This is a genomic window from Chitinophaga rhizophila, assembly GCF_019492185.1.
Classification (GTDB): domain Bacteria; phylum Bacteroidota; class Bacteroidia; order Chitinophagales; family Chitinophagaceae; genus Chitinophaga; species Chitinophaga rhizophila.
Genome location: NZ_JAICCF010000006.1, coordinates 222,384 through 247,765 on the forward strand (window position 1 = coordinate 222,384; position 25,382 = coordinate 247,765).

The following is a 25,382-nucleotide window of genomic DNA, read 5'->3' on the forward strand; positions in this document are numbered from 1 at the left end:
GTTATTCTTTATACATTCTTACAATACGTGGCAGAAATTTCCCTTCTATTGCCACTAAATCCTGCTGTGCACCGATCACGCTTTCTATATCTTTATAGGCCATCGGATTCTCTTCTACACTACCGCCTATTAAAGTCACATTAGCCGACGCCAGCATCTTCTTCAATCCGGAGACGGTCATGCTCTCCCTGGCCCGCTTGCGGCTCATTGCCCTGCCTGCACCATGGGAGGCAGAATATAACGCCTGCTCTTCGCCTTTTCCTGACACCAGGTAGGCGGCAGTAGTCATGCTACCCGGGATGATGCCTAGTTCACCCTTGTGCGCAGGTGTAGCCCCTTTACGGTGTATGACCACCTTACGGCCATCCGGCAGGGTATCTTCCCAGGCGAAGTTGTGGTGGTTCTCTATAATAGCCAGGCGTTGTAAGCCCAGTGCTTTTGCCAGATTAGCATGTATTCTGTCGTGGCAGGCCTTGGCATAGTCGCCGGCCAGCTGCATGCTTAACCAGTACTCCTGCCCTGCTTCGCTGTTCATATCCAGCCAAGCCAGCTGCTGCGCCTCTCTTGGCAGCTTACAGGTATCCATGGCTATTTTGGTGTAATGCATGGCTACATTTGCGCCCAGACCCCGGCTACCGGAATGTGATAATAAAGCCAGATAGTCCTTTGCGGGCAAGCCCAGTGAGTTATCGGCTGACAATGATATCATACCAAACTCCACGAAGTGATTACCACTGCCGGAACTACCCAGCTGCCTTGCGGCTTTTGCCTGCAGTTTGCGCAGCATGTCTGTTGCCTGAAACGCCGGACTATCCAATACGTCATGTTCCTGCATGACTTCCAGTCCGCCTTCCATACCAAAGTGCGTCCAATCTTTTAAAGCGGTCTTCATCTGGTAGGCATACCGCTTGAGGAAGCTTTCTCCTTCGTCAAAGATGGATAAAGCCATCCGGCAGCCAATGTCCACGCCTACGGCATATGGCAATACTGCATTCTCTGTAGCCAGCACTCCGCCAATAGGTAAGCCATATCCGGTATGTGCATCGGGCATCAGTGCGCCCTGTACGGTTACCGGCAGCGACATGGCTATTTCCATCTGCTTTTTGGCACCATGTTCTATCTCTTTTCCACCATAGATCTTCAGTCTGCCGGTTTGCTCCAGCAGGCTAAACTCCTGGTGATGGCATTCGGGTTCATCACTGATAAATGTAGCTGCTATTTTACCCAGCACTTCATCCTGAAGGTATTGTGCCGGCGTCTCTTTCACAGCTGCCAGCAATGCCAGCAATTGCTCTTTTGTATGATGCTTAAAATGTTTTGAAACTGTATTAATGACCAGACTTCTTGCACGGTCATTTGTATAACCGATCTTACTCAGTTCTTTCGTGCGTAAATTGCCCATACGGGTAAGTTGTAATTGATATGTAACATGCCGTTCTGTATGTAATGAACGGTATTAATAACAGCTATCCCTTTCCGCATGTGCAGTGTATACGCTGACCTGTACAAATATACAGTAACATGCTGCTGATGAACAGCAATGCCGGTTATAGCATTGACATACTATGTTTGTATAACAGGCATAGAAATACCTATCAGACGATAGTCTGCTACTGCAATCGGTGCATAAAGGCATTGGTTATACAAATGATGAAGAATCATCAAAGTATATCCGCTTTCCAGTAAATAATAAAGGAAGATATGCCTGACTAGGCAGCGTGCGAAAAGGGCGATATGTGAATACGTTCTGTCATGATTCCTTGTAATTTTAGAAGTGAACAATAAGGAATACGGGGGTAAAGGTATATATTTTCTATCTTATATCAAGTATCTTCGTGCGATAGCAGATAATTTTTTTTCTATGAAAATATTCAACATCATCTGGGGTATACTGTTCATCATTTTCGCCGGATTACAATACAATGATCCTGATCCGTATATATGGGTGCCTATCTACCTGTTTGGTGCAGGATGTTGCCTGCTTGCTGCCAGCGGACGTTTCTACAAAAAGACATACATCTTCGGGATCTTCCTGTATCTGGTATATGCCGCGTACCTCTTCTTTGATAAAAACGGCGTGATCAACTGGGCCACAGAACATCATGGTGAGAATATTGCCGGCAGTATGAAAGCTACCAAACCATGGATAGAAGAAACCCGTGAGTTCTTCGGCCTCTTCCTGCTGATTGTTGTATTACTGATCAACTACTTCTACGCAGCAAGAAAGAAAGCATAATCTTACTATTATACATCCACAAACGTAAACAGGCTACCTCTTACCAGAGATAGCCTGTTTCGTTTATCTGAACAATACTTTTTACTTACTTAGCAGCTGGAAGTTCGTAATACCCAGATTACCCTTCTCAGCCGGATCAGCGGATTTAATGCGTACATACAATGTGTGTTTCTTTCCATCTGTGATGGGTGCAAATGACACATTCGCATTGTTAGGGGCCATTGCTTTCGCTCCTACGCCAATGATAGCCTCACCCAGCTTGGTACCTTCTGCTTTGTCCAGGAACATCTCTACCAGGTATCCGTATTTCAACGGCTCCTGTGTGAAGTAGATGATGTTAACGCCTGTTACTGCTGTCAGGTCCAGGCCATTATAGGTCACCCATCCGTTGGCAGTTGGGATCAGGAGTTTCTGACCATTGAACTCGAAGGTAGACACGGCGTCAGACTTGTCAAACGCATGCGCCGGTATCTTTGCATTTCTCAATACAACTGCATCTGACCCGGTGATTGGTTTGATGCCAGGACCACCTTTATCTGTATAAGTAGCAATAAGGTATAATACACCGTTGGCTTTCTCCATCTTACCTGCTGTAGGATCTACAACACCTGTTGGCGGTAAAGACGGTTCCTGCTTGCTCACGCCGCCCACAGACATGATATATTCCACCAGCTGATGCGCTTCTGATTGTGACAGGGAAGGGTGCGCAGACATCGCTGTTTCTCCCCATACGCCACCGCCTCCATTGATAATCTTACTGGCCAGGTAATCAGCTGCCTTTGGATCATCCTTGTACTTAGTAGCTACATCTTTGAAGCTCGGGCCGATAGACTTCTCGTCTGTCTTGTGACACGTCTTACAGTCGCTGGCTTCCATGATATTCTTACCCGCAATAGCGCCTGTAACTATCTGGTGGCCCTGCTGCGGAACAGCTGCCTTATCGCTGCCTTCCATATATTCATATCTTACATACAGGTTGGCCGGGTCTATCTTGCCATCAGCGGATGAGCCATCTTCCTTATCGGTTACATTCACGCTATAGCTCACCGGTTTGCCGGAGAAGTAGAACATGCTATTACCTGTAATGTTGATTTTCACTGCTGGTGTCTCATTGCCTGCATACAGTTCGATACCTTTACTACGGGTGCTGGCCCCTTTATTATCCAGTACTTCTACTGATACGGCATAATCGCCCGCAGTGGTATATGTTACTTCCGTTTCCGGCTCTTTCGTCTCTTTCCTGTTGCCATTGCCCAGGTACCAGATGTAGGTCAGCTGATCGCCATCAGGGTCAGAAGAGCCCTTAGCACTCAGTTTTACCTTAAATGGCAGGCCTCCGGAAAGTTTATCTGCATGTATTTCTGCAAGAGGGGCACGGTTACCGCCATTGTAATCGATACGCGCCAGGCCGGCATCCTTATTTTTGCTGAACCAGCCGTTACCGTATTCCAGTACGTAAATGCGGCCATCCGGTCCCATTTCCATATCTATGATCGCATTGAACTTGGTATTAGGCATGAAGTCTTCGGTCTTTGACAGGTTATAATCCTTGTCAAAGGTGACCGCTTTTATCCAGCCGCGTACCCAGTCATAGATAAACAGCTTGTTATTATAGTAATCCGGGAAACGGGTTTCCTTCGGATAGAACTCATTATAGTATACCGGTCCTGCCATGGCATTACGGCCTCCGCTGCCCATTGACGGGAAGTCGGGCGACTTTGCATATGGGTACCAGATAAATGCTGGTTGTGCGGGTGGCAGCTCTTTTATACCGGTATTATTGCGGGAGTTATTCACAGGCTTGGCCGGATCGAAGGCCGGACCGCTTTTGCCTGTTTCGTAGTCATACAGGTGATATGCATAGTTATTACCTACGAACATCGGATAACCGAAGTTACCGGGCTTCTTAGCCTGGTTAATCTCGTCATAACCACGCGGACCACGTTCCGGATTATCATCATTGGCATCAGGGCCTACTTCACCCCAATACAGGTAACCGTTCTTATTATCTACCGAAATACGATACGGGTTACGGGTACCCATAGCGAAGATTTCGGGGCGGGTATTCGGTGTACCTTGCTTAAACAGGTTACCATCCGGGATACCGTAAGTACCGTCGGCATTGATCTTTATACGCAGGATCTTACCACGGAGGTCATTACTGTTGGCAGATGTACGGCGACCATCATATTGCAGGTGGCCTGGACGGTCATCCAACGGGGAATAACCGTTATTTACGTATTTCTGTCCCGGCTCGTCAAACGGTGTGCTGTTATCGCCGGTAGAGAGGTATAATAAACCACCGGGACCGAAGGCGATAGAACCACCGGTATGGCAGCAGATGTTACGTTGTGAATATAACTGCAGGATAATCTTTTCAGAAGCAGTATCCAGTACGTTATTCTCAAACTTAAAGCGGGACAACCTGTTCACGGAAGTATCCACCGGAGAATAGTATACATATACATAGTGATTCTTTGCAAATTCAGGGTCAGCGGCCAGGCCGAGTATACCTTCTTCTGCATTCACGTTAGGCACTTCAGTTTTGTGATATACACGCAATGCCCCAACCTGTGTTAGTTTGCGGGTAGACTGGTTGAAGTACATGATCTCGCCCCGGCGTTGAGCAACGAGGATATTGAGATCAGGGAGGATGGTCATTTCAGTAGGTTCAAAGAACTCGCCTGTAATGAGTACGTTTTTAGTGAACCTGTTTTCTTCAGGCACACGTAATGTCTTTGCCTGGGCATAGTCCAGGATATTGTTTTTGCCGATGGCATATTTAATACCACCGAGCACATGGGCCAGAAACTCTGGTTCGGTGTAGGACTCATTGGTATGTCCTAACTCAGTATAGAAGGCGCGGCCACCATCAAAGTCGTGGTACCAGCTGATAGGATGTTCAGGACCATTCGTCCCTCCTTCATAGGTCTTTTCATCAACAGTGATGAGTTTATGTGTGTTCTTACTGATCTTTTTGAAGTTATACCATTCGTCGGTATGTTCCCATGAATCAGGCAGCGTAGCGGTAGCGATGAAGGATTTATCTTTTACCGTCAGTTTGGCTTTGTGTGTACCGGCAGGGTGGTTATCAAAGTAAGCGCCTACGAGTTCGCCGTACCAGCCCCATTCGTATTCTGTATCAGTAGCGGCATGGACACCTACAAAGCCACCGCCGGACTGTATATATCTTTCAAAGTCGGCTTCCTGGTAGTTATTCAGTACATCGCCGGTGGTATTGAGGAATATTACAGCAGCGTATTTCTGCAGTGTGTCTTCGGTGAAGTAGTCGGCATTTTCTGTAGTATCTACCTCAAAGTTGTTTTCCTTACCCAGTTTCTGAATAGCCTGGATCCCGGCGGGGATGGATGCATGCCGGAAACCGGCTGTTTTGGTAAATACCAGTACTCTGGGATTACCGGGCCGGGTTTTCTGCTGGCAGCCGGTAATTACTGTACCGAGTAATACCAGCATAATCATTACGTACCTGATTTGCATGATGTTTTTATATTGATTTATACTGTATGCCGGAACGGATCAACTTTCTTCCTCCCTTTTCCGGCAGTAGGGATTACGCATTTACTTTTTAGTCTTCAGATTCATCGCGTAGCGAAGTCCGCCCATAACATGCTGCAGGTATGCCTGATCTGTATAGGATTCTTTGGTATGACCCAGTTCTGTATAAAAGGCTCTTCCCCCTTCAAAGTCGTGGTACCAGCTCATGGGATGGTTGCCACCGTTCTCTCCACCCTTGTAAGAGCTTTCGTCTATTTTGATCAATACGTGTACATCAGGATTCAGGTCTTTGAAATTGTACCATTCATCCCAGCGTACCCATTTCTCTTCCAGGTGCCGGGTAGCCTCATGGTTACGATCTACTACCAGCAGGGTAGCATTTTGCTGTGCCGGGTGACTGGTAAACCAGGCACCTGCCAGTTTGTTATACCATGGCCATCCGTATTCAGTATCGGTAGCGGCATGAATACCCATGTAGCCACCGCCATTATGGATATATCCTTCCATAGCAGACTGCTGCTCGTTATTCAGCACGTCGCCGGTGGTATTCAAAAATAATACAGCAGCGTAACGTTTCAGGTTTTTAGTGTTGAAAACGGAAGCATCTTCCGTAGTATCTACTTCAAATCCGTGTGCCTGTCCCAGTTTAATCATAGCTATCTTGCCTGCCGGGATACAGTCATGCCGGAAACCGGCGGTTTTGGAGAATACGAGCAGTCGCGGAAGGCGTTTTTTGGCCGCTGCCGGCTGACTGTTAAACAGGAAGCAGACCGTCAGCAGCAATGCTATTGCCATAAAAGACAAATTACGGACTACGCATGCAATTGCGTTCGCAGTCCGTAATTTATCAGTAGTTGTTTTTCTCACGTGGATATCTTGCATATTGGAAAGGTATTACAGTAAGCGGATTTTTACACTACGATACCATACGCCATCTCCGTGGTCCTGCAGGGCGATATGACCTTTTGGATACTGAGCGAACGCTTTCCAGTTTTTGAATTTACTGTTTTCGAGCAGTGTTTTCCATTCGTCGCTACCCATAGTAGTCTCGATTGTCTGCACACCGTTGAGCCAGAAAGTCAGTTTACCGTCTTTCTTGCGGATCTTAGCCACATTCCATTCGCCTACAGGTTTTGCAGCATATTTAGTGGATTTCTTCATATCATAAAGATCTCCGGAGTTATGTTTCTCATACTTACCATCAGGATGTTTGGCATCATCCAGCACCTGCATTTCAGGACCGGACAGGTAAGTAGCTTTCAGTTGCGGATCTTCGTGTACGCCGAAGATAACGCCGCTGTTACCACCTTCAGAGATCTTCCATTCCAGTGATAACTCATAGTTTTCAAACTCGTCGTTGGTAACCAGGTCTCCACCGGGAGCACCATTCTTTTTAGCTTCCTGGTCGAGTGCCAGCGCGCCATTTTCCACTTTCCAGGCAGGACTTGCTTCGCTTTGCAGATAAGTGTGCCAGCCTTGAGTGGTTTTACCATCGAATAACAGTTTCCATCCCGCTTTCTTTTCTTTAGCGGTGAGGGTATTAGGTTGTTGAGCGGATGCAGAGAGAGTTAGCAGACTGAGTGCCAGAACGGGAATAATGTGCTTCATTGCAAATTGAGTTTTTATAGCCGACAGTTGCAGTACCGGATGCGTGGAGGCATACGAACAACAACTACCGGCTATATATGATAGTTAATTTATAGAAAGCTGAGAGACCAAAAATATCAGCGACTGTTATCTCACTATTTCAGGGAGAGGATGTATTTCACCATCTCTTTAGCGTCATCTTTAGAGATATCTGCGTGAGGAGTCATGGCTACTTCACCCCAGTTACCGCTACCACCAGCGATGATCTTATCAGCCAGTTTGTCGATGTTAGCTTCAGTCGCTTCATATTTCTGGGCTACTTCTTTGTAACCAGGACCGATCAGTTTCGTGTCTATTTTATGGCAGGTTTTACAGTCTTTCTGCTCAATCAGGCCAGCTCCTTTGGAGGCTGCAGCTTCAGCAGCGCCGGGAGTTACCATTGAGTTGTCTACCGGAGTTTCACTGGTAGCAGCTGATTCATCTTTCTTTTCAGTTTTGTTTTCGTTACCACCACCACAGGAGGCCAGCAGAACAACGCTCAAAACAACAGGCGCCAGAAAACGCATTCTCATCTTAATTAGTGTTTATATTTTTAGAAATGACCCATGGGGTAATCAGGAATCTGTATTTGGGCCATCATCCCACCCCTGATTACGCCGAATATACTTTTATTAAAAAAACGATTCAAGTACTAAGTGATGAACGTAAGAACTGAAATCAGCTATTCTTCACAGACAATAAAACAAGCAGTACAACCTGGTTACGTCTGCCGGGATATCTCATTCCAGCTTCTTGCTTCCTAATTAATTAATACCGAGCACCTTTCTGTTTAATGCTTCATCTGCGCCACCGCCTGCAAAGTCATCAAACGCTTTTTCTGTTACGCGTATGATATGATCCTGGATGAACGGTGCGCCTTCTCTGGCTCCGTCTTCCGGATGTTTAATGCAGCATTCCCATTCCATTACTGCCCAGCCGCTGAAGTTGTACTGGGTCAGTTTGCTGAATACAGCTTTGAAATCCACCTGACCATCACCCAGGGAGCGGAATCTTCCCGGACGATCGATCCAGCCCTGATAGCCACCGTATACACCGGAGCGGCCAGTCGGGTTGAACTCAGCGTCTTTTACGTGAAACGCTTTGATCTTTTCGTGGTAGATATCGATATACTGCAGGTAGTCCAGGCATTGCAACACGAAGTGGCTCGGATCGTACAGCAGGCAGGCACGGTTATGATTGCCGGTAGCTTCCAGGAAGCGTTCGTAAGAAGCGCCATCGTGAAGGTCTTCTCCCGGGTGAATCTCATAACACAGGTCTACCCCGTTTGCATCGAACTCGTTCAGGATAGGTAACCAGCGTTTAGCCAGTTCCTGAAAGCCTGTTTCAACCAGTCCGGCGGGACGTTGTGGCCACGGATACACGGTATGCCACATCAGTGCGCCACTGAAGGTAGCGTGTGCGTTCAGTCCGAAGTGCTGGCTGGCTTTAGCGGCATATTTCAGCTGATTTACCGCCCATTCGGTACGGGCAGCGGCATTACCTCTTTTATCAGCTGGCGCGAAGCCGTCAAACAGTTCGTTATATGCAGGATGGGTAGCTACCAGCTGTCCCTGCAGGTGCGTGGACAGTTCAGTAATTTCCAGACCGGCAGCATTTACGATGCCTTTAATCTCATCTGCATATGTTTTACTTTCAGCAGCCTTTTGCAGGTCAATGATGCGGGTATCCCAGGTAGGGATCTGCACACCTTTAAACCCTAAACCGGCTGCCCATTTACAGATACCTTCGAGTGTATTGAAAGGCGCAGCGTCACCAAGGAACTGCGCAAGAAATATACCGGGACCTTTTATGGTTTTCATGCTAGTAAGTTTTAGATCTCAAAGTTTGTCCATTTCTCAGTGCTCTGGCTGGATCTGACAACATTGTCAATGAATGCCATACCTCTGATACCATCATCTACGCCAGGGAAGTCCAGCGCTTCAGGAGCAGGAGTTCTGCCATCGATCTTAGCCTGAAGGGTCAGGGCGAAGTTGCGGTACAGGTTACCGAATGCTTCCAGGTATCCTTCCGGATGACCGCCTGGAGTACGGGTATTGTGAACGGCATAGCTGCTTTGGTAGCCACCGTAACCGTTACCGGCACGATATATTTCGGTTGGTTTATCCAGCCATTTTACCAGCAGGGTATTAGGTTCATGCTGTGCCCATTCGAGGCCGCCGTTTTCGCCATATACTCTGATCTTCAGGGCATTTTCTTCACCTGCTGCTACCTGGGATGCCATCAGGACACCGGCAGCGCCATTGTCAAAACGGAGCAGTACAGCACCATCGTCATCGAGGGCACGACCTTCTACAAAGATGTTCAGGTCAGCGCAAAGTTTCTCTATTTTCAGTCCGCTGATATACTCAGCCAGGTTAGCGGCATGTGTACCGATATCCCCAAAGCAACCGCTTTTACCGGAGCGTTTAGGATCTGTTCTCCAGGCAGCGCCGGCACTATCTTTTTCTGTAGCGCGGCTCAGCCAGCCCTGTGGGTATTCTACCCAAACCTTACGGATCTTGCCGAGAACGCCATCAGCTACCATGCGACGTGCCTGTTTCACCAACGGATACCCGGTATAGGTATGTGTCAGCAACAGGGTACGGCCGGTTTCTTCCACTTTGGCTTTCAGCTGTTTAGCTTCATCCAGTGTAAAAGTGATCGGCTTTTCAATTACCACGTTAAAACCTTTGTCCAGTGCCAGCATCGCAGGCTCGAAGTGTGCGAAGTTGGGCGTTACGATAGTGATAAAATCCAGTCTTTCACTCTCAGGCAGGGCGGCTTCCTTCTCCAGCATGGTCTTATAATCCGTGTAGGTGCGGGCAGGATCCAGGAATAATATCTTCCCTGACTCCATCGCCACTTCAGGATTTACACTCAGCGCACCGGCTTTCAGTTCAATCAGGCCGTCCATATTGGCAGCAATACGGTGTATAGCACCGATGAAGGCATCCTTACCGCCCCCGATCATTCCCATTCTTAACTTACGGTTCATTGGCAAAACGTTTTATTCTTTATAGGTTTTGAGTTGTCTTAAAGACTTTGTAACGTGGAACAAGCAGGGAGGTTCTGTAGTTTTTCACACCGTCTGTCTCACTCCACATCGGCTTTTCCGGAGTCTAATATATAAAAAAGTACAGGCAACAATCAATATTAGCGGTAAAATGACACCCAGGGAGGGTAATACCCCGGGCATTTTACTTATTTAAGCGAGACCTGTAGGCTTTACAACCGGACTATTCCGCAAAATCTTAAATGTAGAAAACTCCCGCCACATTTTCGTGTGATATTTTGATGAACGGAATAGGTAGGAACCCTTATGAAATGGATTGTAATTGTCCTACTAATGTGTTACAAATGCGCTTTTTTCATACGAAACCGTAGCAGTGGAGACTGAAAAATGAGTGGGAAAGGGAAAGGTAACAAAGTATTAAAATACAGATAGTTATAAAAAAAGAAAGAGCCAAATAAGACTATCCGGCTCTTGTTTTACTATCCTATGAAAACCCTAATAATGTAAAGGTAAAGTGTTGTAACAAATGATAGTGTTAAACGGTAGTTAATAAAATTATTTTTTTTCCATTTCATAGGGGCGACTAATATTTTTTTTCTACATACTTTTTTTGCTTCTTTGCACCACTTTATGGCGATATAGCCGCAGAGAATGAAAATTGTCAATATGTCACAGTACCTGCTTTCCGTGATCATCCCGGCCTACAATGAAGAAAGATATATATATGATATACTGGAAAGGGTCCAGGCAGTATCATTAGCCGGCGATGTACAGAAAGAGCTGGTGGTAGTGGATGATTTCTCCAAAGACAATACCGGTGGAGAAGTAGCCCGATTCCGTGCCGCCTATCCTACCGCAAAACTGCAATACGTACGTCATGAGGTAAACAAAGGAAAAGGTGCTGCCTTACGCACCGGCATCCAGCATGCCAGCGGCGATTTCACCATCATACAGGATGCAGACCTGGAATATAATCCTGAAGAATACAACCGCCTGTTAAAACCTATGCTGCAAGGCGTAGCCGATGTGGTATACGGCTCCCGTTTCATGGGTGATGGCCCTCACCGTATCCTTTTCTTCTGGCATACAATCGGGAATAAAGTGCTGACGTTCCTATCCAACGCACTGACCAACCTGAACCTGACGGACATGGAGACCTGCTATAAACTGTTTCGCAGCAATATCATCAAGCAGATCGATCTGAAGGAAAACCGTTTCGGTTTTGAACCGGAAGTGACTGCCAAAATCAGTCGTGTGCCGGGCATCCGTATTTACGAAGTAGGTATCGCTTACTATGGCCGTACGTATGCGGAAGGTAAAAAGATCAATTATAAGGATGGTTTCCGTGCGATCTATTGCATCCTGAAATACAACATCTTCTGCAGACAGAAAAGAACTGTCGATATCAATAAATAAACCATTATGGCATTCCTGTTCGTTAAGTTCCTGTATATCATTATACTATCTTTCCTGTATGGATATACGTTGCAACGGTTCATCAATCGGTTACTTAATAACAGTCATGCTGCTCCGCATTTCTCGCTGGTCACGCTGACCGGCAGTCTTGCCATGACTATACCTGCAGCCATCCTCACGTTTTTCCTGCCACTGGCCGGAGCGGCGCACAGTATACTGCTGGCGGGAGGGCTATGCGGTTATTTCTTTCAGCGTGCAGCCATCCATCAACAGCTATCCGCATATCTTACACAGGCGAAAACTGCCGGTAAAGGTAGTATACTGTTCATGGGTATAGCGGCTTTGTATGTATTGTATATCTCCTCCCAACAGTCGTTATCTTATGATGAAGGGTTATACTATGCCCCTTTCATCAAGTGGATGCAACAATATAAAGTGGTGCCCGGACTGGCCAATCTGCATGAGCGTTTTGGCTTTAATTCGCACTGGCATGTATTATCTGCCGTCTTCAATTTCTCCTGGCTCACCGGCATTCCGGGCAATCATATCAATGGTATATTATATCTGCTGACAGCCGCTTACCTGTTGCCAGGCAAGCAGGATACCCGGTTTATGACTTATCTGAAAGCAGGTATGCTGGTGATGATCAGTATGCCGCAATTCTGTGTGTATAATACAACTGCGCCTGCGGCGGATATGGTGGTGTATTATGTTAGTTGTTTGCTGATAGTGGTATGGATGGAACACAGTATAAAAGGGCAATCACAGTTAGCCGCAGATAACAGCGTATTTTTATTACTGGCACCTGTATTTCTCATCACCATAAAAGTATCTGTTATCCCGATCCTGATACTGCCTGCAGTACTGTACTGGCAGGTGTTACAGCGTAAGCAGTATATACAGCTGGCCGCATTGTGCGGTGTGGCGGTAGTGATAGTATTACCGTGGATCATCAGGAATGTGATATTGACTGGTTACCTGTTATTTCCTATTGCGCTGCCTGACTTCTTTCAGCTGGACTGGGCAGTACCTGTCAGCGTAATACGCGCTACTACAAAGGATATCCACATTTTTGCCTTTTACCGTATGGTAGATGAAACGCGGTTTATGTCGGAGAGTTTTTCACAACATTATATCAGCTGGTTTAAGGAGAGTGTGCGTATATACGACAAGTTACTGATACTGGCAGCAACTGCTGCTATTCCACTGATCTTCATTCGCAGAAAGCGACTACCGGCAGGTGTATGGCCGCTGCTTGCGTTTCTGTTGCTGGGCTTTGTATATTGGATATTACAAGCGCCTGATCCCAGGTTTGGGTACAGCTATCTGGCTCCGCTGGTGATTATTGCAATAGCGCTGTATGCGCCTGCAATTGCGTACAAGCACTTATTTGCAATGACCATTGTTACTACTTTATTATTGCAGGCAGGAACAATTGGCCTGGGGCGTCATTTAACCAGCGTATTTATCAGGGATGGGCTGGTAGCACCGGTTCCACACAGCAATTGGTGGCTGACACCCACGCCTTATACCAGTACAACCGTCAACCGTACGCCGGGGGCTGTTGCCGTAACAACGACGACCAGTTTATGCTGGGATACGGAGTTACCCTGTGCGCCGGTGATGCCTGCACAGTTGATAATGAGGGGGGATGGTTATCAAGATGGCTTCAGGCTACAGTCTGAAAGCGCAAAATAATATTACCATTTTAACGGACGAGTGGCGTGCTTGTTCGTCGCTTGTTCGAAGCTTGTTCTACCCTTGTTCGAAGCTTGTTCGTCCGTAAGTGTACGAGGAATAGTCCACGTATATGACTTATTGTTTTTGAATCAGTTACAAACTACCCTTTTTTCTCTACCGTCTCAGGCAGGGGTCTTCATCTGCGTAAACTGATAGTATTTTAGCACCTTTCTATTAATGACAGCTAGACTGTCAATGTCAGTGGCTGCCATTCGCAGCAACAGCTTTTTCCTTGTCAGTTGTTCAGGTATGTAAGCTGTATGTATGATGCCTGATGCAGTAATTGCAGGGTACATAACAGCTGATATAGCAGTAGTTTTCTTTGCCGGGATTGAGTCGTTCATGCTGACGTGAACGATTCAATCCTTTCAGGGATTGGCAGCGTACTAATGATGTAGTAGTACTTTCCTTCGCAGGAATTGATAGATGACCTGCCGTTTCTAATTCCTTATTTACTTCGTAATTTTATTTAATATTCGTGATGACCTATGAACAGAATCCTACTATTCTTATTGCTGGCAAGTGTGATCCATGGCTGTAATGCAGCGGGTAAGGAGAAGCGTGCTTTATTGGCAAAAGACTATGCACTGGCTGATACCTTGCAGTATGATCATACAGTGATTGATGCAGTAAGAGAGACCATTTCAGGTAAGATAAACAGGTTAGCGCCTACCTCCGCAAAGGAGCGTAGCGTAACCGGACTGGCGGATGCGTTAGAATTTGAGTATGAAGTGAATACGGAGAACAGTCAGGATTATGAAAGATTAAGGGCGGGGTTGAGGCAGCAGGGTTACCTGTTATTTAAATCGGAGGAGAACTTTGGTACAGCGCCTGACAGGTATGCTATTTTGAGAACGCGGGACCAGTTGGACATTGTGCGTTTCAGGGCGACGAACGGCTTCAATTATGATATCAGCAACGACAGCATCCTGACGAAGTTGCAGGAGTGGCGTCGGCAGCAGTCATTTGAAATTACGGGGGCAGATACTGACTGGATAGAGATACATCTGGACCAGTTGAACCCATCAGAGGCGCTGGCATTTGCGGGGCAGGTGTATGAGTTTTGTCCTGATTTGTCAGAGCATGGAGCGGGGACAGTGGAAAATCTGGCAGCCGAGCTCCTCGATACGAAGAGTATCTTTTTATGGTGGGATTAAATAACACTATTTTAACATTTAAAGCCACCCCATCCGCATGGGGGCGGCTGATCTGCACTGTAAATTGACTTTCTGGCAACGTGGAGGCCTTTTCCATACAGGATTCCAGTGAAAATTCACATCCTGCTGCCACAATACAGCATTTAGCCTTCACTATGTGCAAATAATTCCTAATTTTACAGGCCTTGCCAATGCCGGGAGAGCCTGACAGCTTGTCATCGGGTGTAGCATAAGCACAATATTTGGGTAAGGTAGTCAGCACGATAGGACTATCGTCTTTGACTGTACAACTGTTTTAACAATCATTCGTAATAAACTCAACATGTTAGGTTTTTTAACTAAACTTTTTGGCGGGCACAAGTCGGAGAGAGATATCAAAGCTATCGAGCCGGTAGTGAAGCAGATCAATGAGGCGTATGAAAAACTGCAATCCCTTACTGTAGATCAGCTGCGTAACAAGACGCAGGAGTTCCGCACGCGTATCGGCGCTCATCTGGCAAAGATTGACCAGACGATCGCAGAGAAGAGAGCAGCTGCTGAAGACACGCATGACGTAGCTCAGAAAGACGTTATTTATCAGGAAATAGATAAACTTAAGAAAGAACGTGATACGCAACTGGAAGGTGTACTCAGTGAGATTCTCCCTGAGGCATTTGCCGTTGTAAAAGAAGCGGCCCGCCGCCTTTCTCAGTTACCTACCATCACCGCTACTGCTACGCCGCTGGACAGGCAGCTGGCAGTCAGGAAGGACTATGTGACAATTGATGGTGACAATGTGACCTGGAAAAACAGCTGGACGGCAGCAGGCAGCACGGTGACCTGGAACATGGTACACTATGATGTACAGCTGATCGGCGGTATTGCCCTGCATCAGGGTAAAATCTCTGAGATGGCGACTGGTGAGGGTAAAACACTCGTGTCTACGCTGCCGGCATACCTGAACGCGTTAGCGGGAGAGGGTGTACACATCGTAACGGTGAATGATTACCTGGCACGTCGTGACTCTGAATGGAACGGTCCGCTGTTTGAGTTCCTGGGTATTACTGTTGATTGTATAGATAAACACCAGCCTAATACACCGGAGCGTAGGAATGCCTACCTCGCGGATATTACTTACGGTACAAATAACGAGTTCGGCTTTGACTACCTGCGTGATAACATGGTGCATAGTCCGGACGAGATGGTACAACGCAAACACCACTATGCTATGGTGGATGAGGTGGATAGCGTATTGATCGATGATGCGCGTACACCGTTGATCATCTCTGGTCCGATACCTCGTGGTGAAGAGCAGGAGTTCCATGCGCTGAAGCCGCGTATTCAGGCGCTGGTAGAAGCACAGCGTAAAGCTACTAACCAGTACCTGATAGAAGCGAAGAAACTGATTGCTGAAGGTAAAGACGATCCTAAAACTGGTGGTCTGGCCCTGATGCGTGCATGGCGTGGTTTACCTAAGAACAGTGCGCTGATTAAATTCCTGAGTGAGCCAGGTATTAAAGTATTGCTGCAGAAAGCAGAGAACTACTACATTGCTGACCAGCAACGTGAGATGCCGAAAGTAGATGAGGAACTGTACTTCAGCATCGACGAGAAGAATAACAGTGTTGACCTGACGGAAAAAGGTATTGCGCTGATTACCCGTACCGGTGAAGATCCTAACTTCTTCATCATGCCGGATGTGGGTTCTGAGATAGCAGAGATTGAGAAGAGCACACTGAATGCAGATGAGAAACTGCATAAGAAAGAATTACTGTTACAGGATTTCGCACAGAAATCTGAACGTATACACTCCATCCAGCAGTTGCTGAAAGCATATACACTCTTCGATAAAGACGTGCAGTATGTGGTGATGGATGAGAAAGTGAAAATTGTAGATGAGCAGACAGGTCGTATACTTGATGGACGTCGTTACTCCGACGGTCTGCACCAGGCGATTGAAGCAAAGGAAAATGTGAAAGTAGAAGCTGCTACGCAGACATTCGCTACCGTTACCTTACAGAACTACTTCCGTATGTATCACAAACTGGCTGGTATGACCGGTACAGCGACTACAGAAGCGGGCGAGTTCTGGGAAATCTACAAACTGGATGTGGTAACCATCCCTACCAACCTGCCTATCACCCGTAAAGATGCGGAAGACCTGGTATACAAAACCAAACGTGATAAGTACAGGGCGGTAATAGAAGAGATCAAGCAATTACAGGGCGCTGGCCGTCCGGTGCTGGTAGGTACTACTTCCGTAGAAGTATCCGAATTACTGGGTAAGATGCTGACCTTCGAGAAGATCCCTCATAATGTATTGAACGCGAAACAGCACGCACGTGAAGCACAGATCGTAGCAGAAGCAGGTCTGGCAGGTGCGGTGACCATTGCTACCAACATGGCAGGTCGTGGTACGGATATCAAACTCGGCCCTGGAGTGAAAGAAGCAGGTGGTCTTGCGATCATCGGTACTGAGCGCCATGAGAGCCGTCGTGTAGACCGTCAGCTGCGTGGTCGTGCGGGACGTCAGGGAGATCCGGGAACTTCACAGTTCTTCGTATCGCTGGAAGATGACCTGATGCGTATGTTTGGCTCTGACCGTATTGCTGGTCTGATGGACCGTATGGGTTATAAAGAAGGTGAAGTGATCCAGCACAGCATGATCACCAAATCTATTGAAAGAGCGCAGCGTAAAGTAGAGGAAAACAACTTCGGTATCCGTAAGCGTCTCCTTGAATACGATGACGTGATGAACAAACAGCGTACTGTTATTTACAATAAACGTAACCACGCTTTGTTTGGCGAACGTCTGGCCATTGACATCGACAACTCATTCTATGACGTAGCAGAGAACATCGTTACTACCCATAAAGACAGTGGCGATTTTGAAGCATTCAAACTGGATGTGATCCTCAACTTCGGTATCGAAACAGATATTGCACAGGAAGAACTGACACGTACAGATGTACATACACTCGCAGGCCGTATTTACCAGCAGGCTAAAGAAAACTACGAGCATAAAACAGCTGAACTGGCACAACATACACTGCCGGTGATTGAGCAGATCCACCGTGAACAGGGACATCATATTGAGAATATCTCTATTCCATTCACTGATGGTAAGAAAGGTATGAACATACTGGCTAATCTGCAGAAAGTGGTTGACACCAAAGGCTTTGAGACTATCAACGCCCTGGAGCGCAGCATTACTCTTTCACTGATTGACGATGCATGGAAGGAACACCTGCGTGCAATGGATGATCTGAAACAGTCAGTACAGAACGCCGTATTTGAACAAAAAGATCCATTACTGATCTATAAATTCGAGGCTTTCAACCTGTTCAAAGGTCTGAATGCAGACACTAACCGTGAGATCGTTTCATTCTTGTGCCGTTGTGGTATACCGGTACAGGAAGATAACCGTCCGCCGCAACAGCAGCAGGAAGTAGTGCATCAACGTCCGCCGCTGGCACAGCAGCAGATCCGTGAGGCGCATGAAGAGAAAACTGATATGAGCCGTATGCGTGCCACGCACCAGGAGTTTGATGGTGGTGATGCAGCAGTAGCGGAAGAGTTTGCGGCACAGGCGGAAGATGTGAAGCAGGAACCTGTGAAGGCAGGGCCGAAAGTAGGGCGGAATGATCCTTGTCCTTGCGGTAGTGGTAAGAAATATAAGCAATGTCACGGGAAGGATTTCTAATCTGGTACTGTTGAGATATTACGGGAAGGGCGCCTTACAGGCGTCCTTTTTTGTTTGGCGGCAGGTGTGGGAAGCGTTGCTGTTTTAGGGTGGCTGAGGGACGGGCGTGGGCGGTAGTCGCCGGAGGCAGGTGGGACCACTGGCTGCAGTTCTTTGAAGTCTCCTTGCTATGGGGCTTCAGGAGGGTCAGTTTCGCGGAGGAGGATGGATTAAACCCCTGGGTGCATGGGCTGAGCGGTACTTCAAACAACTAAGGCCAGCGATCTCCACCTGCACCGGCTAGTGTTGCACGCAGCTGCCTGTAAAATGAGCTGTTTTTTATTGTATTCAATCGGTGTTGTACAGCTTGTGCGTGTATTTTGTTTTGCCGGCGTATGACCGCTTCTTTGCCGGCGGATGACCGCTTCTTTGATTAAGGATTACAAATTTTCCAGTGGATGCTGCTGGAAAAAAGCTCTTCGCATACCGGCGTATTGGGTATCGTCAACCTGGCTTTCATCGTAGTATCGTTTGACGAGATCCCTGGCCTCTTGCTTTCCTTCAGGATGAGCTTCCGGAAAACCTTTCGCCATGTCATATACAGTTCTTATTAATGCCAGTATCTCACGGCGACTCTCATTAAGTGCTGGTCTTGTTAATCCTAATCTCTCAATCGTGACCGTTCCCCGGTCATTTCCATTAATTGCTACTGTTACTTCCTCCCGGAATGTGATAAATCGGGCAGGATCTTCTAAGACGGGATGAATAAATAGAGGTTCTTCCAGGCTGATATTGCTCTGGTGAGAAAGCGCCCTGTTTGACGGGGTTTGTAGCGGGAAATAATTCTTTTTGTGACGTTCGTTACAAAGTTGACATGATAGTAGCAGGTTGTCCCAGTCGTATGCCAGCCAGTAATAGCCTGGTCGGTTAAATGGTTCACTGTCCTGTACCCATGCAGTTTTGGGCCGGTAATGTTCTACATCTCCGTGACTGATGTGGCTAATCCTGGATTCACAGAAGCAACATTTGTGGCTTTGGGCATCCCGAAGTGCATTCTTTACTGTGTGATGTCCGTAGATTTTGCTGTCGAAATCAACTTTAGAAGCAAAATTTCGTTCTCCGTTATTGTGGCGCTCAAGCAACGCATCAGTAGCCTCACGACCTCTTTGCTGAAGTATAGCAGGAACAGGTAAGGCCGTCTTTCTGACGATCTGTATCATTTATTGTTCAGTGTCTTTTTTCTCTTTAAGATAAGCTGCTGCTTTACGAATAAGTTCCATCGCTTCAATATCTGTAGGCGTAGGAGCCGTAGGGATGGATTGTGCAAACTCATTCAATTCGTTCAACGTTGCCTCCTCTTCCGCAGTTAATGTTGCTTTCGTGATTAATGCGGTACGTTCCTCCATCTTCTTCGCCACTTCCGGATTACGGGCACTATCTAAACCGAATAGGTCACTGGTGAGGATCTGATCAATACGCCATTTTCGGACATTTTCAATCTCCTGATCAATTACTACTGTATCTCCTTCTTTGCGTAGCACAACCAGATTGGCGTCTTCCGGAGCAGCTTGTACTATCAATGGGCTATGCGCCGTAACAATGAACTGCGTGGCTGGGAATCGCTCTGATAAATATCTGAAGATGTTACGTTGCCATTTAGGATGAAGATGCAAGTCAATTTCATCTACTAGTACAATGGCTGGTTCGGCCAGTGGATTAGTGCTATTGGGATAACGGGCGAACATCCTGGCAGCAAGATCAATCACCCAGGCAATCATCGAGCGGTAGCCGAGGCTTAGCTCATGAATATTAAACCAGCCGAAGGCGGTTTGGAAGGCAACACTTGGTTTGAGCTGATCAATAGTTGGATCAAGAATTTTGACATCAGCAATATCCGGAAGCAGTTCGATAAGCGCTGCTTTTACCTGATCTCTCTTCTTGACTGCGAGTTCCTTTATAATAGAATCTTTGCTGGCAGCGTAGTCCAATTGCAATAACCACTCCTCAGCATTGATCAAGGTCTCTTTCTCATCAAATAACAAGGAACCTTTGATACTTATATCATCTGTCAAAGAAGAATCGCCCATTACCCTGTTAGCTCCGTAGGCGAAAATCACCAGCCGGTCTGCTATACTTTCCTCAATAAAATAGGATAATACGGGCATCCTGTTCCCTTTACCATCACCTACCGAACTAGTACTCAGGTCATACAAATGATGGTCTTCTTCAGATTGAACGTCTTTACCGTATACCCTTGCCCATATATCTCCTTTGTCAATCCCAACAAGCCGGGTCACGTATTTGTACTCAAACTTATACCTGATCAGATCATTTCCGCCTTGCTCCTCTCTCTCCAAAGGTTGAAGGCTTGCCAATGCCTGCAACAAAGTGGTTTTCCCTACTCCATTATCGCCCAGAATAACTGTCCATTTCCGCCAGCTACTCTGATCTGTATTAAGGAAGTTAAGACTAACCCGCTCTCTGAAACATTTAACATTTCTCAATGTCAATTCTGAAAAATAAACGCCTTTTCTGGTTTCGTTTGCAGTCATAAAACAAAAATAACCTATTGGATATTCACTCCCTATACCTGGGTATGTCAACTAAAAATAAATTACCTCAATTTATGCACAATCCTGCCTGCCGCCCTCGATTCCCCCCTGATTTCCAGATTTCCCTTACTTTCGTACACGAAACCAGTCACAATGAAACTCAACAGATACATCGACCATACTGTCCTGAAACCAACGACTACACTTGAAGATATAAAGATCTTATGCATGGAGGCGGTAGAACATGATTTTGCAGCCGTGTGCATCCCTCCGCCTTTCGTTAAGCTGGCAAAGACTTTTGTAGGTAGTACTACAACGAAGGTGGCCACCGTTACCGGGTTTCCGTTCGGATATGCGGCCATCGAGGCTAAGGTAGCTGAGACGGTACTGGCCATCGTGGATGGTGCAGACGAAATTGATATGGTAGCCAGCATTCTGGCGATAAAGAATAAGGACTGGGCATATCTGGAGAAAGAGATTGCGACCATTATGCCGATCATCCGTAATAAGGGGAAGGTGCTGAAGGTGATTATTGAAAGTGGCATATTATTGGAAGAAGAGATCATAAAATGCTGTGAATTGTACGCCAGGTACCAGGTGGATTTTGTAAAGACCTCTACCGGGTATGCCGAAAAAGGAGCAACAGTAGAAGCAGTAGCACTGATGAGGGCAAACCTGCCGGCAAATATTCAGATAAAAGCTTCCGGCGGTATTCGTACCTTTGACTTCGCTAAGGAGTTGATAGATGCAGGTGCCACCAGGATCGGAACAAGTAACGGCGTGGCCCTCGTGAAGGGATAAAAGTATGAATATGAAACACTTAATATTATTATTCTCCGGACTGCTCATCGGAGGACTGGCTATGGCCCAGGAGGCAACTGTTGCCAGCAGCGGTGGGGTAAAAGTAGTGAAAGACAGCCGGCTGGACCTGCTGATCAAAAAACAGATCTACATCAATACACTTGCTATCCGTAACCAACCGGGCTTCAGGGTACAGGTTGTTTCTACCAATAAAAGGAATGAAGCAAATGATGTGAAAGCCCGTGCTATGCAATTATTCCCTGATTACCGTACCTATATGGATTATCAGGCCCCTTACTTTAAGGTGCGCATCGGTGACTTTAAAACCCGTGAAGAAGCAGCTGAGCTGAGGGAGAAAATGAGCTCCAGCTTCCCGGGAGGCGTATTTGTAGTACCTGCCATTATTAACTTGTCACCTGAGAAAGAAGCCGGTAATGAAGAATCGTATTAAAGAACTGGCGCGCCAATATGCGCCGGAGTTCGTTGCTATCCGCCGTCACATCCACTCACATCCTGAATTATCCTTCCAGGAATATGAAACCTCCAAATATCTTCAGCAGAAGCTGGATGAATTTGGCGTTTCCTATACTGCCGGTATTGCTGGTACCGGTATTATCGCTACCATCGAAGGTAGAAACCCATCTTCCAAAACCATCGCTCTAAGAGCTGATATTGACGCACTGCCTATCACCGAGGCCAATGACGTGCCTTACAAATCACTCAATACCGGCGTAATGCATGCCTGCGGACACGACGTACACACCACCTGTGTGCTGGGCGCTACCCGCATCCTGCAAGAATTGAAAGATGAATTTGAAGGAACTATCCGAATCCTTTTTCAGCCGGGAGAAGAAAAACACCCCGGCGGAGCCAGCCTCATGATACAGGAAGGCGCACTGGAAAATCCGCGTCCTGATGCTATACTAGGCATGCACGTACAGCCTACCATGGAAGCCGGTAAACTCGGTTTCCGCGCAGGACAGTACATGGCCAGCGCTGATGAGATCTATATCACCATCAAAGGGAAAGGTGGACACGCAGCACTGCCACACCTGACTGTAGACACGATCCTGGTGGCTTCTCACCTCGTGGTAAGTCTCCAACAGGTCATCAGCCGCAATAATAACCCGTTTTCCCCCTCCGTACTCAGCATCTGTGCTTTTAATGGCGGATACACCACCAACGTAATCCCCAGCGAAGTAAAACTGATGGGTACCTTCCGGGCGATGGACGAGACATGGCGCTTTAAGGCACATGATATTATCAAAAAACAGGCAACTGAACTGGCACATGCCATGGGTGCAGACATCGATATAGAGATACTGGTAGGGTATCCCTGCCTGTATAATAACGAGGCGGTTACAGGTAAGGCCCGTTCCCTGGCGGAAGACTTCCTAGGACTGCCCAATGTAGAAGATACAGAAGTACGTATGGGCGCTGAAGACTTTGCCTTCTATTCCCAGATCGTACCAGCCTGCTTTTTCCGCTTAGGTACCGGTAATGTTGCCCGGGGCATCACCTCCGGCGTACATACCCCAACTTTTGACGTAGACGAAAGCGCTATCGAAGTAGGTATTGGTACCATGGCCTGGCTGGCTACCCAATTTTAAACTGAACAGATATCATTATAAACAAGCCGGGACGATGATCCCGGCTTGTCTGTTTTATGGCCTGCTACGAAAGAAAAGAGGCCTGCTGGAAAGCAAGCCCCTGTCAACATAGCCTTTTGTCTTATTGTTATAGAATAATCGTTTATCTGATCTGTTTCATACTGGATAAAGAAGCGCCCGTCATGTTCAGTTCTTTCAGCTTGTCAATGTCCAGTTCCAGGTATTTATAAGGCACATTCTCAGATTCAAATATGCTATTCGTACCCAGATTAGCCGTCAGTGAATCGACTTTGGTCATATTCTCATATATCCTGAGCGTACTTTCTTCTCCGCCGGCCACCGTCAATCTGCCAAATTGTACCTGTTGCAGCATAGCCGTACAGCCTTTGCCTATGGAAACATCCAGTAAGGGCTGATTAAATTCCTGCAGGAACACACTGCCCTTTGCTACAATAACGCTATTCAGCTGTGTACACCGGAGTGTAGATAGGTTATAGTCTCCCAAATTGAGAAACAGTGTATCATTCTGAATGCTGTATACAAAGGAGCTATCTATAGCCTCTGAAAAAACAATCTCGTTTGAATCAGATTTAATTACCGGGAAATGATGCTCGTCGATCCCTTCCAATTTCAGTACTTTGAAAGCAGGCAGCTTCATAGTTCTGTTGGCGGCATTGACTGCTGTTTGAATAGGCCCTTTGCCGGAATAACCGTTTTTAAAGTTTGCCCATACTACTATGTTTGCTATCAGCATCATGAGTACAAGCAATCCTGTAAAACCAAGAAATAATTTATAACTGGTCTTCATAATTATCTTTTTAATGAATTACTTAAAATGGGATTTCTTAAATTTCTCGTAGTGCGTTTTGAGCTCGTCCAGTTCAAGATCCAGCAGATAAATGCTACGGAAGAACTGTGGTAGTTCATTCGCCATAAAGCGTTCTTTCTTCAGCTGTTTGATCTTTTTGGATGCCCCGGTTGCCACGAAATAACCGATCCCTCTTTTATTGTAAATGATTTCATATTGCTGCAGATACTCGCAGGTACGCATAACTGTATTGGGATTCACTTCCAGTTGCACTGCCAGCTCTCTTACAGAAGGAACCCTGTCCTCCGGTTTCCACTTATCCAGCAATATCTGCTCACACATGTAATCAGCGATCTGCAGATATATTGCCTGTGTTTCTTTAAACTCCATAAATGACTTTTTTGATGGATGCTATACTGGTTAGATTTCCTTATCTCTTAGACGTGCAAAGGCGAGTGTCCAGAGTATAGGCGGCAGCAGGTATTTGAACATAAAGAGAAATATGTGCTGTAATTTCTCGGGTATGATCAGGAAGTCGAAAATAGTATTCTCATCACCGTTTCCTGTCATCACCTGCACGCCAACAAAGGGTGCGTGTGTATACCAGGCATGCAGTTTCCCACCAAAGAAAATTATGGCGAAAACGGAGTTAAAGAGGTATAGTAAAAAGAGAAATATAGGCAGCAGAAATATTACTTTGATGAAGCTATATCGCTGGAAATAGATAGCGCCTAATAACATGAAACCCTGTGCGGCAAACCATCCGAAATAGATGTATTCCCAGGGGGTTTCTCTCATGTAATGCGCAAGGTCATTGTGGATGTGCGCGTTTCTTTTTGTGTAGTAGATAAAATCCAGGATCTGGTAACTACAGTAAAACGCCAGGTGATAGATGACCAGGAAACCGATGGTAGTGATCAGCAGTGTAGTAACAAATTTTTCCAGGTGAGATGCAGGGAACAGCAGGTAATCGATACCCTGTTGTTTGCTGCCAAGTTCACGGAAACTGAGGCTGGTGAATATCAGTCCGGTGATGTACATACCGATGAAAAACACGGGCAGTATACCACTGGTAGTGACGGAGAAATTATCAGTAGAAGATATCAGCAGTATGACGAGGGAGAGTACTGCCAGTACAATGACAGACATACCATACATGCGGTAATTATCCAACAGGTGTTTCCGCATGTATAATCCGAACCGGACAGCGCTAAAAATGTTATTGGTTTGCATAAGTCTCTTGCAG

Annotated in this window: 21 protein-coding genes; 8 read left to right on the plus strand and 13 right to left on the minus strand. The window is 46.5% G+C overall.

Annotated features, from left to right (window positions below; translation table 11 throughout):
• Nucleotide 1 precedes the first annotated feature (1 nt).
• Nucleotides 2–1,402 (minus strand): RtcB family protein, encoded by a 1,401-nt coding sequence (locus K1Y79_RS27450; RefSeq protein WP_220253421.1) that lies wholly within the window; start codon nt 1,400–1,402, stop codon nt 2–4.
• Between the two features lie 459 nt (nt 1,403–1,861).
• On the opposite strand from K1Y79_RS27450, the gene K1Y79_RS27455 reads away from it, so the two are divergent.
• Nucleotides 1,862–2,236, plus strand: a complete 375-nt coding sequence (locus K1Y79_RS27455; RefSeq protein WP_220253422.1) for a transmembrane 220 family protein — start codon at nt 1,862–1,864, stop codon at nt 2,234–2,236.
• An 81-nt stretch (nt 2,237–2,317) separates the two neighbouring features.
• On the opposite strand, the gene K1Y79_RS27460 is transcribed toward K1Y79_RS27455, so the two are convergent.
• The 6 genes from K1Y79_RS27460 to K1Y79_RS27485 form a co-directional block, all read right to left on the minus strand.
• Complete coding sequence (locus K1Y79_RS27460; protein WP_220253423.1) at nt 2,318–5,734, minus strand: ThuA domain-containing protein; 3,417 nt, start codon at nt 5,732–5,734, stop codon at nt 2,318–2,320.
• An 81-nt stretch (nt 5,735–5,815) separates the two neighbouring features.
• Nucleotides 5,816–6,547, minus strand: coding sequence for a ThuA domain-containing protein (locus tag K1Y79_RS27465; protein ID WP_236059892.1), 732 nt, complete (start codon nt 6,545–6,547; stop codon nt 5,816–5,818).
• A 99-nt stretch (nt 6,548–6,646) separates the two neighbouring features.
• Entirely contained in the window at nt 6,647–7,360 is a 714-nt protein-coding gene (locus tag K1Y79_RS27470; protein ID WP_220253425.1) for a 3-keto-disaccharide hydrolase, read from the minus strand.
• Nucleotides 7,361–7,494: 134 nt separating this feature from the next.
• Nucleotides 7,495–7,911, minus strand: a complete 417-nt coding sequence (locus K1Y79_RS27475; RefSeq protein ID WP_220253426.1) for a c-type cytochrome — start codon at nt 7,909–7,911, stop codon at nt 7,495–7,497.
• Between the two features lie 231 nt (nt 7,912–8,142).
• Nucleotides 8,143–9,198, minus strand: a complete 1,056-nt coding sequence (locus tag K1Y79_RS27480) for a sugar phosphate isomerase/epimerase family protein (RefSeq protein ID WP_220253427.1) — start codon at nt 9,196–9,198, stop codon at nt 8,143–8,145.
• A gap of 11 nt (nt 9,199–9,209) precedes the next feature.
• Nucleotides 9,210–10,373, minus strand: coding sequence for a Gfo/Idh/MocA family protein (locus K1Y79_RS27485; protein WP_220253428.1), 1,164 nt, complete (start codon nt 10,371–10,373; stop codon nt 9,210–9,212).
• A gap of 684 nt (nt 10,374–11,057) precedes the next feature.
• Between K1Y79_RS27485 and K1Y79_RS27490 the strand changes: the two genes are divergently transcribed.
• Nucleotides 11,058–11,807, plus strand: coding sequence for a glycosyltransferase family 2 protein (locus K1Y79_RS27490; RefSeq protein WP_220253429.1), 750 nt, complete (start codon nt 11,058–11,060; stop codon nt 11,805–11,807).
• A gap of 6 nt (nt 11,808–11,813) precedes the next feature.
• Nucleotides 11,814–13,505 (plus strand): LIC_10190 family membrane protein, encoded by a 1,692-nt coding sequence (locus K1Y79_RS27495; protein WP_220253430.1) that lies wholly within the window; start codon nt 11,814–11,816, stop codon nt 13,503–13,505.
• A gap of 164 nt (nt 13,506–13,669) precedes the next feature.
• On the opposite strand, the gene K1Y79_RS27500 is transcribed toward K1Y79_RS27495, so the two are convergent.
• Complete coding sequence (locus K1Y79_RS27500; protein ID WP_220253431.1) at nt 13,670–13,891, minus strand: hypothetical protein; 222 nt, start codon at nt 13,889–13,891, stop codon at nt 13,670–13,672.
• 144 nt (nt 13,892–14,035) lie between these two features.
• On the opposite strand from K1Y79_RS27500, the gene K1Y79_RS27505 reads away from it, so the two are divergent.
• Both K1Y79_RS27505 and secA read left to right on the plus strand, forming a co-directional pair.
• Nucleotides 14,036–14,704 carry a DUF4253 domain-containing protein gene (locus tag K1Y79_RS27505; RefSeq protein WP_220253432.1) on the plus strand — a complete coding sequence of 223 codons (669 nt, stop codon included), beginning with the start codon at nt 14,036–14,038 and terminating at the stop codon, nt 14,702–14,704.
• Nucleotides 14,705–15,026: 322 nt separating this feature from the next.
• On the plus strand, nt 15,027–18,386 hold the full coding sequence (secA, locus tag K1Y79_RS27510) for a preprotein translocase subunit SecA (RefSeq protein WP_220253433.1): 3,360 nt from the start codon (nt 15,027–15,029) through the stop codon (nt 18,384–18,386).
• Between the two features lie 419 nt (nt 18,387–18,805).
• On the opposite strand, the gene K1Y79_RS27515 is transcribed toward secA, so the two are convergent.
• Both K1Y79_RS27515 and K1Y79_RS27520 read right to left on the minus strand, forming a co-directional pair.
• A complete protein-coding gene (locus K1Y79_RS27515) occupies nt 18,806–19,585 on the minus strand; it encodes an HNH endonuclease family protein (protein WP_220253434.1) in 780 nt (259 codons plus the stop codon).
• A complete protein-coding gene (locus tag K1Y79_RS27520) occupies nt 19,586–20,917 on the minus strand; it encodes an AAA family ATPase (RefSeq protein ID WP_220253435.1) in 1,332 nt (443 codons plus the stop codon).
• Nucleotides 20,918–21,070: 153 nt separating this feature from the next.
• Here K1Y79_RS27520 and deoC point away from each other — a divergent pair, with 153 nt between their 5' ends.
• The 3 genes from deoC to K1Y79_RS27535 are packed head-to-tail and all read left to right on the plus strand — an operon-like array spanning nt 21,071 to nt 23,328.
• Nucleotides 21,071–21,718 (plus strand): deoxyribose-phosphate aldolase, encoded by a 648-nt coding sequence (gene deoC / locus K1Y79_RS27525; RefSeq protein ID WP_220253436.1) that lies wholly within the window; start codon nt 21,071–21,073, stop codon nt 21,716–21,718.
• A 10-nt stretch (nt 21,719–21,728) separates the two neighbouring features.
• Nucleotides 21,729–22,169 (plus strand): SPOR domain-containing protein, encoded by a 441-nt coding sequence (locus K1Y79_RS27530; protein ID WP_220253437.1) that lies wholly within the window; start codon nt 21,729–21,731, stop codon nt 22,167–22,169.
• Nucleotides 22,153–23,328: a M20 metallopeptidase family protein gene (locus K1Y79_RS27535; RefSeq protein WP_220253438.1), complete on the plus strand. Its 1,176-nt coding sequence runs from the start codon at nt 22,153–22,155 to the stop codon at nt 23,326–23,328. The genes K1Y79_RS27530 and K1Y79_RS27535 overlap by 17 nt, the downstream gene beginning before the upstream one ends.
• A 142-nt stretch (nt 23,329–23,470) precedes the next feature.
• Here the strand turns inward: K1Y79_RS27535 and K1Y79_RS27540 are convergent, their stop codons facing one another.
• Genes K1Y79_RS27540 through K1Y79_RS27550 form a run of 3 tightly spaced genes read right to left on the minus strand, consistent with a single transcriptional unit; the run spans nt 23,471 to nt 25,369 of the window.
• The gene (locus K1Y79_RS27540; RefSeq protein ID WP_220253439.1) at nt 23,471–24,136 is read right to left on the minus strand and encodes a hypothetical protein; all 666 of its coding nucleotides are present in this window, start codon (nt 24,134–24,136) and stop codon (nt 23,471–23,473) included.
• Between the two features lie 18 nt (nt 24,137–24,154).
• Nucleotides 24,155–24,526: a GntR family transcriptional regulator gene (locus K1Y79_RS27545; RefSeq protein WP_220253440.1), complete on the minus strand. Its 372-nt coding sequence runs from the start codon at nt 24,524–24,526 to the stop codon at nt 24,155–24,157.
• Nucleotides 24,527–24,556: 30 nt separating this feature from the next.
• Nucleotides 24,557–25,369, minus strand: coding sequence for a hypothetical protein (locus K1Y79_RS27550; protein WP_220253441.1), 813 nt, complete (start codon nt 25,367–25,369; stop codon nt 24,557–24,559).
• Nucleotides 25,370–25,382: the final 13 nt, after the last annotated feature.

What these genes read in the sequence shown, in the direction of transcription:
- K1Y79_RS27450 (WP_220253421.1), bottom strand. Translation starts at nt 1,402, where the DNA reads ATGGGCAATTTACGCACGAAAGAACTGAGTAAGATCGGTTATACAAAT.
- K1Y79_RS27455 (WP_220253422.1), top strand. Translation starts at nt 1,862, where the DNA reads ATGAAAATATTCAACATCATCTGGGGTATACTGTTCATCATTTTCGCC.
- K1Y79_RS27460 (WP_220253423.1), bottom strand. Translation starts at nt 5,734, where the DNA reads ATGCAAATCAGGTACGTAATGATTATGCTGGTATTACTCGGTACAGTA.
- K1Y79_RS27465 (WP_236059892.1), bottom strand. Translation starts at nt 6,547, where the DNA reads ATGGCAATAGCATTGCTGCTGACGGTCTGCTTCCTGTTTAACAGTCAG.
- K1Y79_RS27470 (WP_220253425.1), bottom strand. Translation starts at nt 7,360, where the DNA reads ATGAAGCACATTATTCCCGTTCTGGCACTCAGTCTGCTAACTCTCTCT.
- K1Y79_RS27475 (WP_220253426.1), bottom strand. Translation starts at nt 7,911, where the DNA reads ATGAGAATGCGTTTTCTGGCGCCTGTTGTTTTGAGCGTTGTTCTGCTG.
- K1Y79_RS27480 (WP_220253427.1), bottom strand. Translation starts at nt 9,198, where the DNA reads ATGAAAACCATAAAAGGTCCCGGTATATTTCTTGCGCAGTTCCTTGGT.
- K1Y79_RS27485 (WP_220253428.1), bottom strand. Translation starts at nt 10,373, where the DNA reads ATGAACCGTAAGTTAAGAATGGGAATGATCGGGGGCGGTAAGGATGCC.
- K1Y79_RS27490 (WP_220253429.1), top strand. Translation starts at nt 11,058, where the DNA reads ATGTCACAGTACCTGCTTTCCGTGATCATCCCGGCCTACAATGAAGAA.
- K1Y79_RS27495 (WP_220253430.1), top strand. Translation starts at nt 11,814, where the DNA reads ATGGCATTCCTGTTCGTTAAGTTCCTGTATATCATTATACTATCTTTC.
- K1Y79_RS27500 (WP_220253431.1), bottom strand. Translation starts at nt 13,891, where the DNA reads ATGAACGACTCAATCCCGGCAAAGAAAACTACTGCTATATCAGCTGTT.
- K1Y79_RS27505 (WP_220253432.1), top strand. Translation starts at nt 14,036, where the DNA reads ATGAACAGAATCCTACTATTCTTATTGCTGGCAAGTGTGATCCATGGC.
- secA (WP_220253433.1), top strand. Translation starts at nt 15,027, where the DNA reads ATGTTAGGTTTTTTAACTAAACTTTTTGGCGGGCACAAGTCGGAGAGA.
- K1Y79_RS27515 (WP_220253434.1), bottom strand. Translation starts at nt 19,585, where the DNA reads ATGATACAGATCGTCAGAAAGACGGCCTTACCTGTTCCTGCTATACTT.
- K1Y79_RS27520 (WP_220253435.1), bottom strand. Translation starts at nt 20,917, where the DNA reads ATGACTGCAAACGAAACCAGAAAAGGCGTTTATTTTTCAGAATTGACA.
- deoC (WP_220253436.1), top strand. Translation starts at nt 21,071, where the DNA reads ATGAAACTCAACAGATACATCGACCATACTGTCCTGAAACCAACGACT.
- K1Y79_RS27530 (WP_220253437.1), top strand. Translation starts at nt 21,729, where the DNA reads ATGAAACACTTAATATTATTATTCTCCGGACTGCTCATCGGAGGACTG.
- K1Y79_RS27535 (WP_220253438.1), top strand. Translation starts at nt 22,153, where the DNA reads ATGAAGAATCGTATTAAAGAACTGGCGCGCCAATATGCGCCGGAGTTC.
- K1Y79_RS27540 (WP_220253439.1), bottom strand. Translation starts at nt 24,136, where the DNA reads ATGAAGACCAGTTATAAATTATTTCTTGGTTTTACAGGATTGCTTGTA.
- K1Y79_RS27545 (WP_220253440.1), bottom strand. Translation starts at nt 24,526, where the DNA reads ATGGAGTTTAAAGAAACACAGGCAATATATCTGCAGATCGCTGATTAC.
- K1Y79_RS27550 (WP_220253441.1), bottom strand. Translation starts at nt 25,369, where the DNA reads ATGCAAACCAATAACATTTTTAGCGCTGTCCGGTTCGGATTATACATG.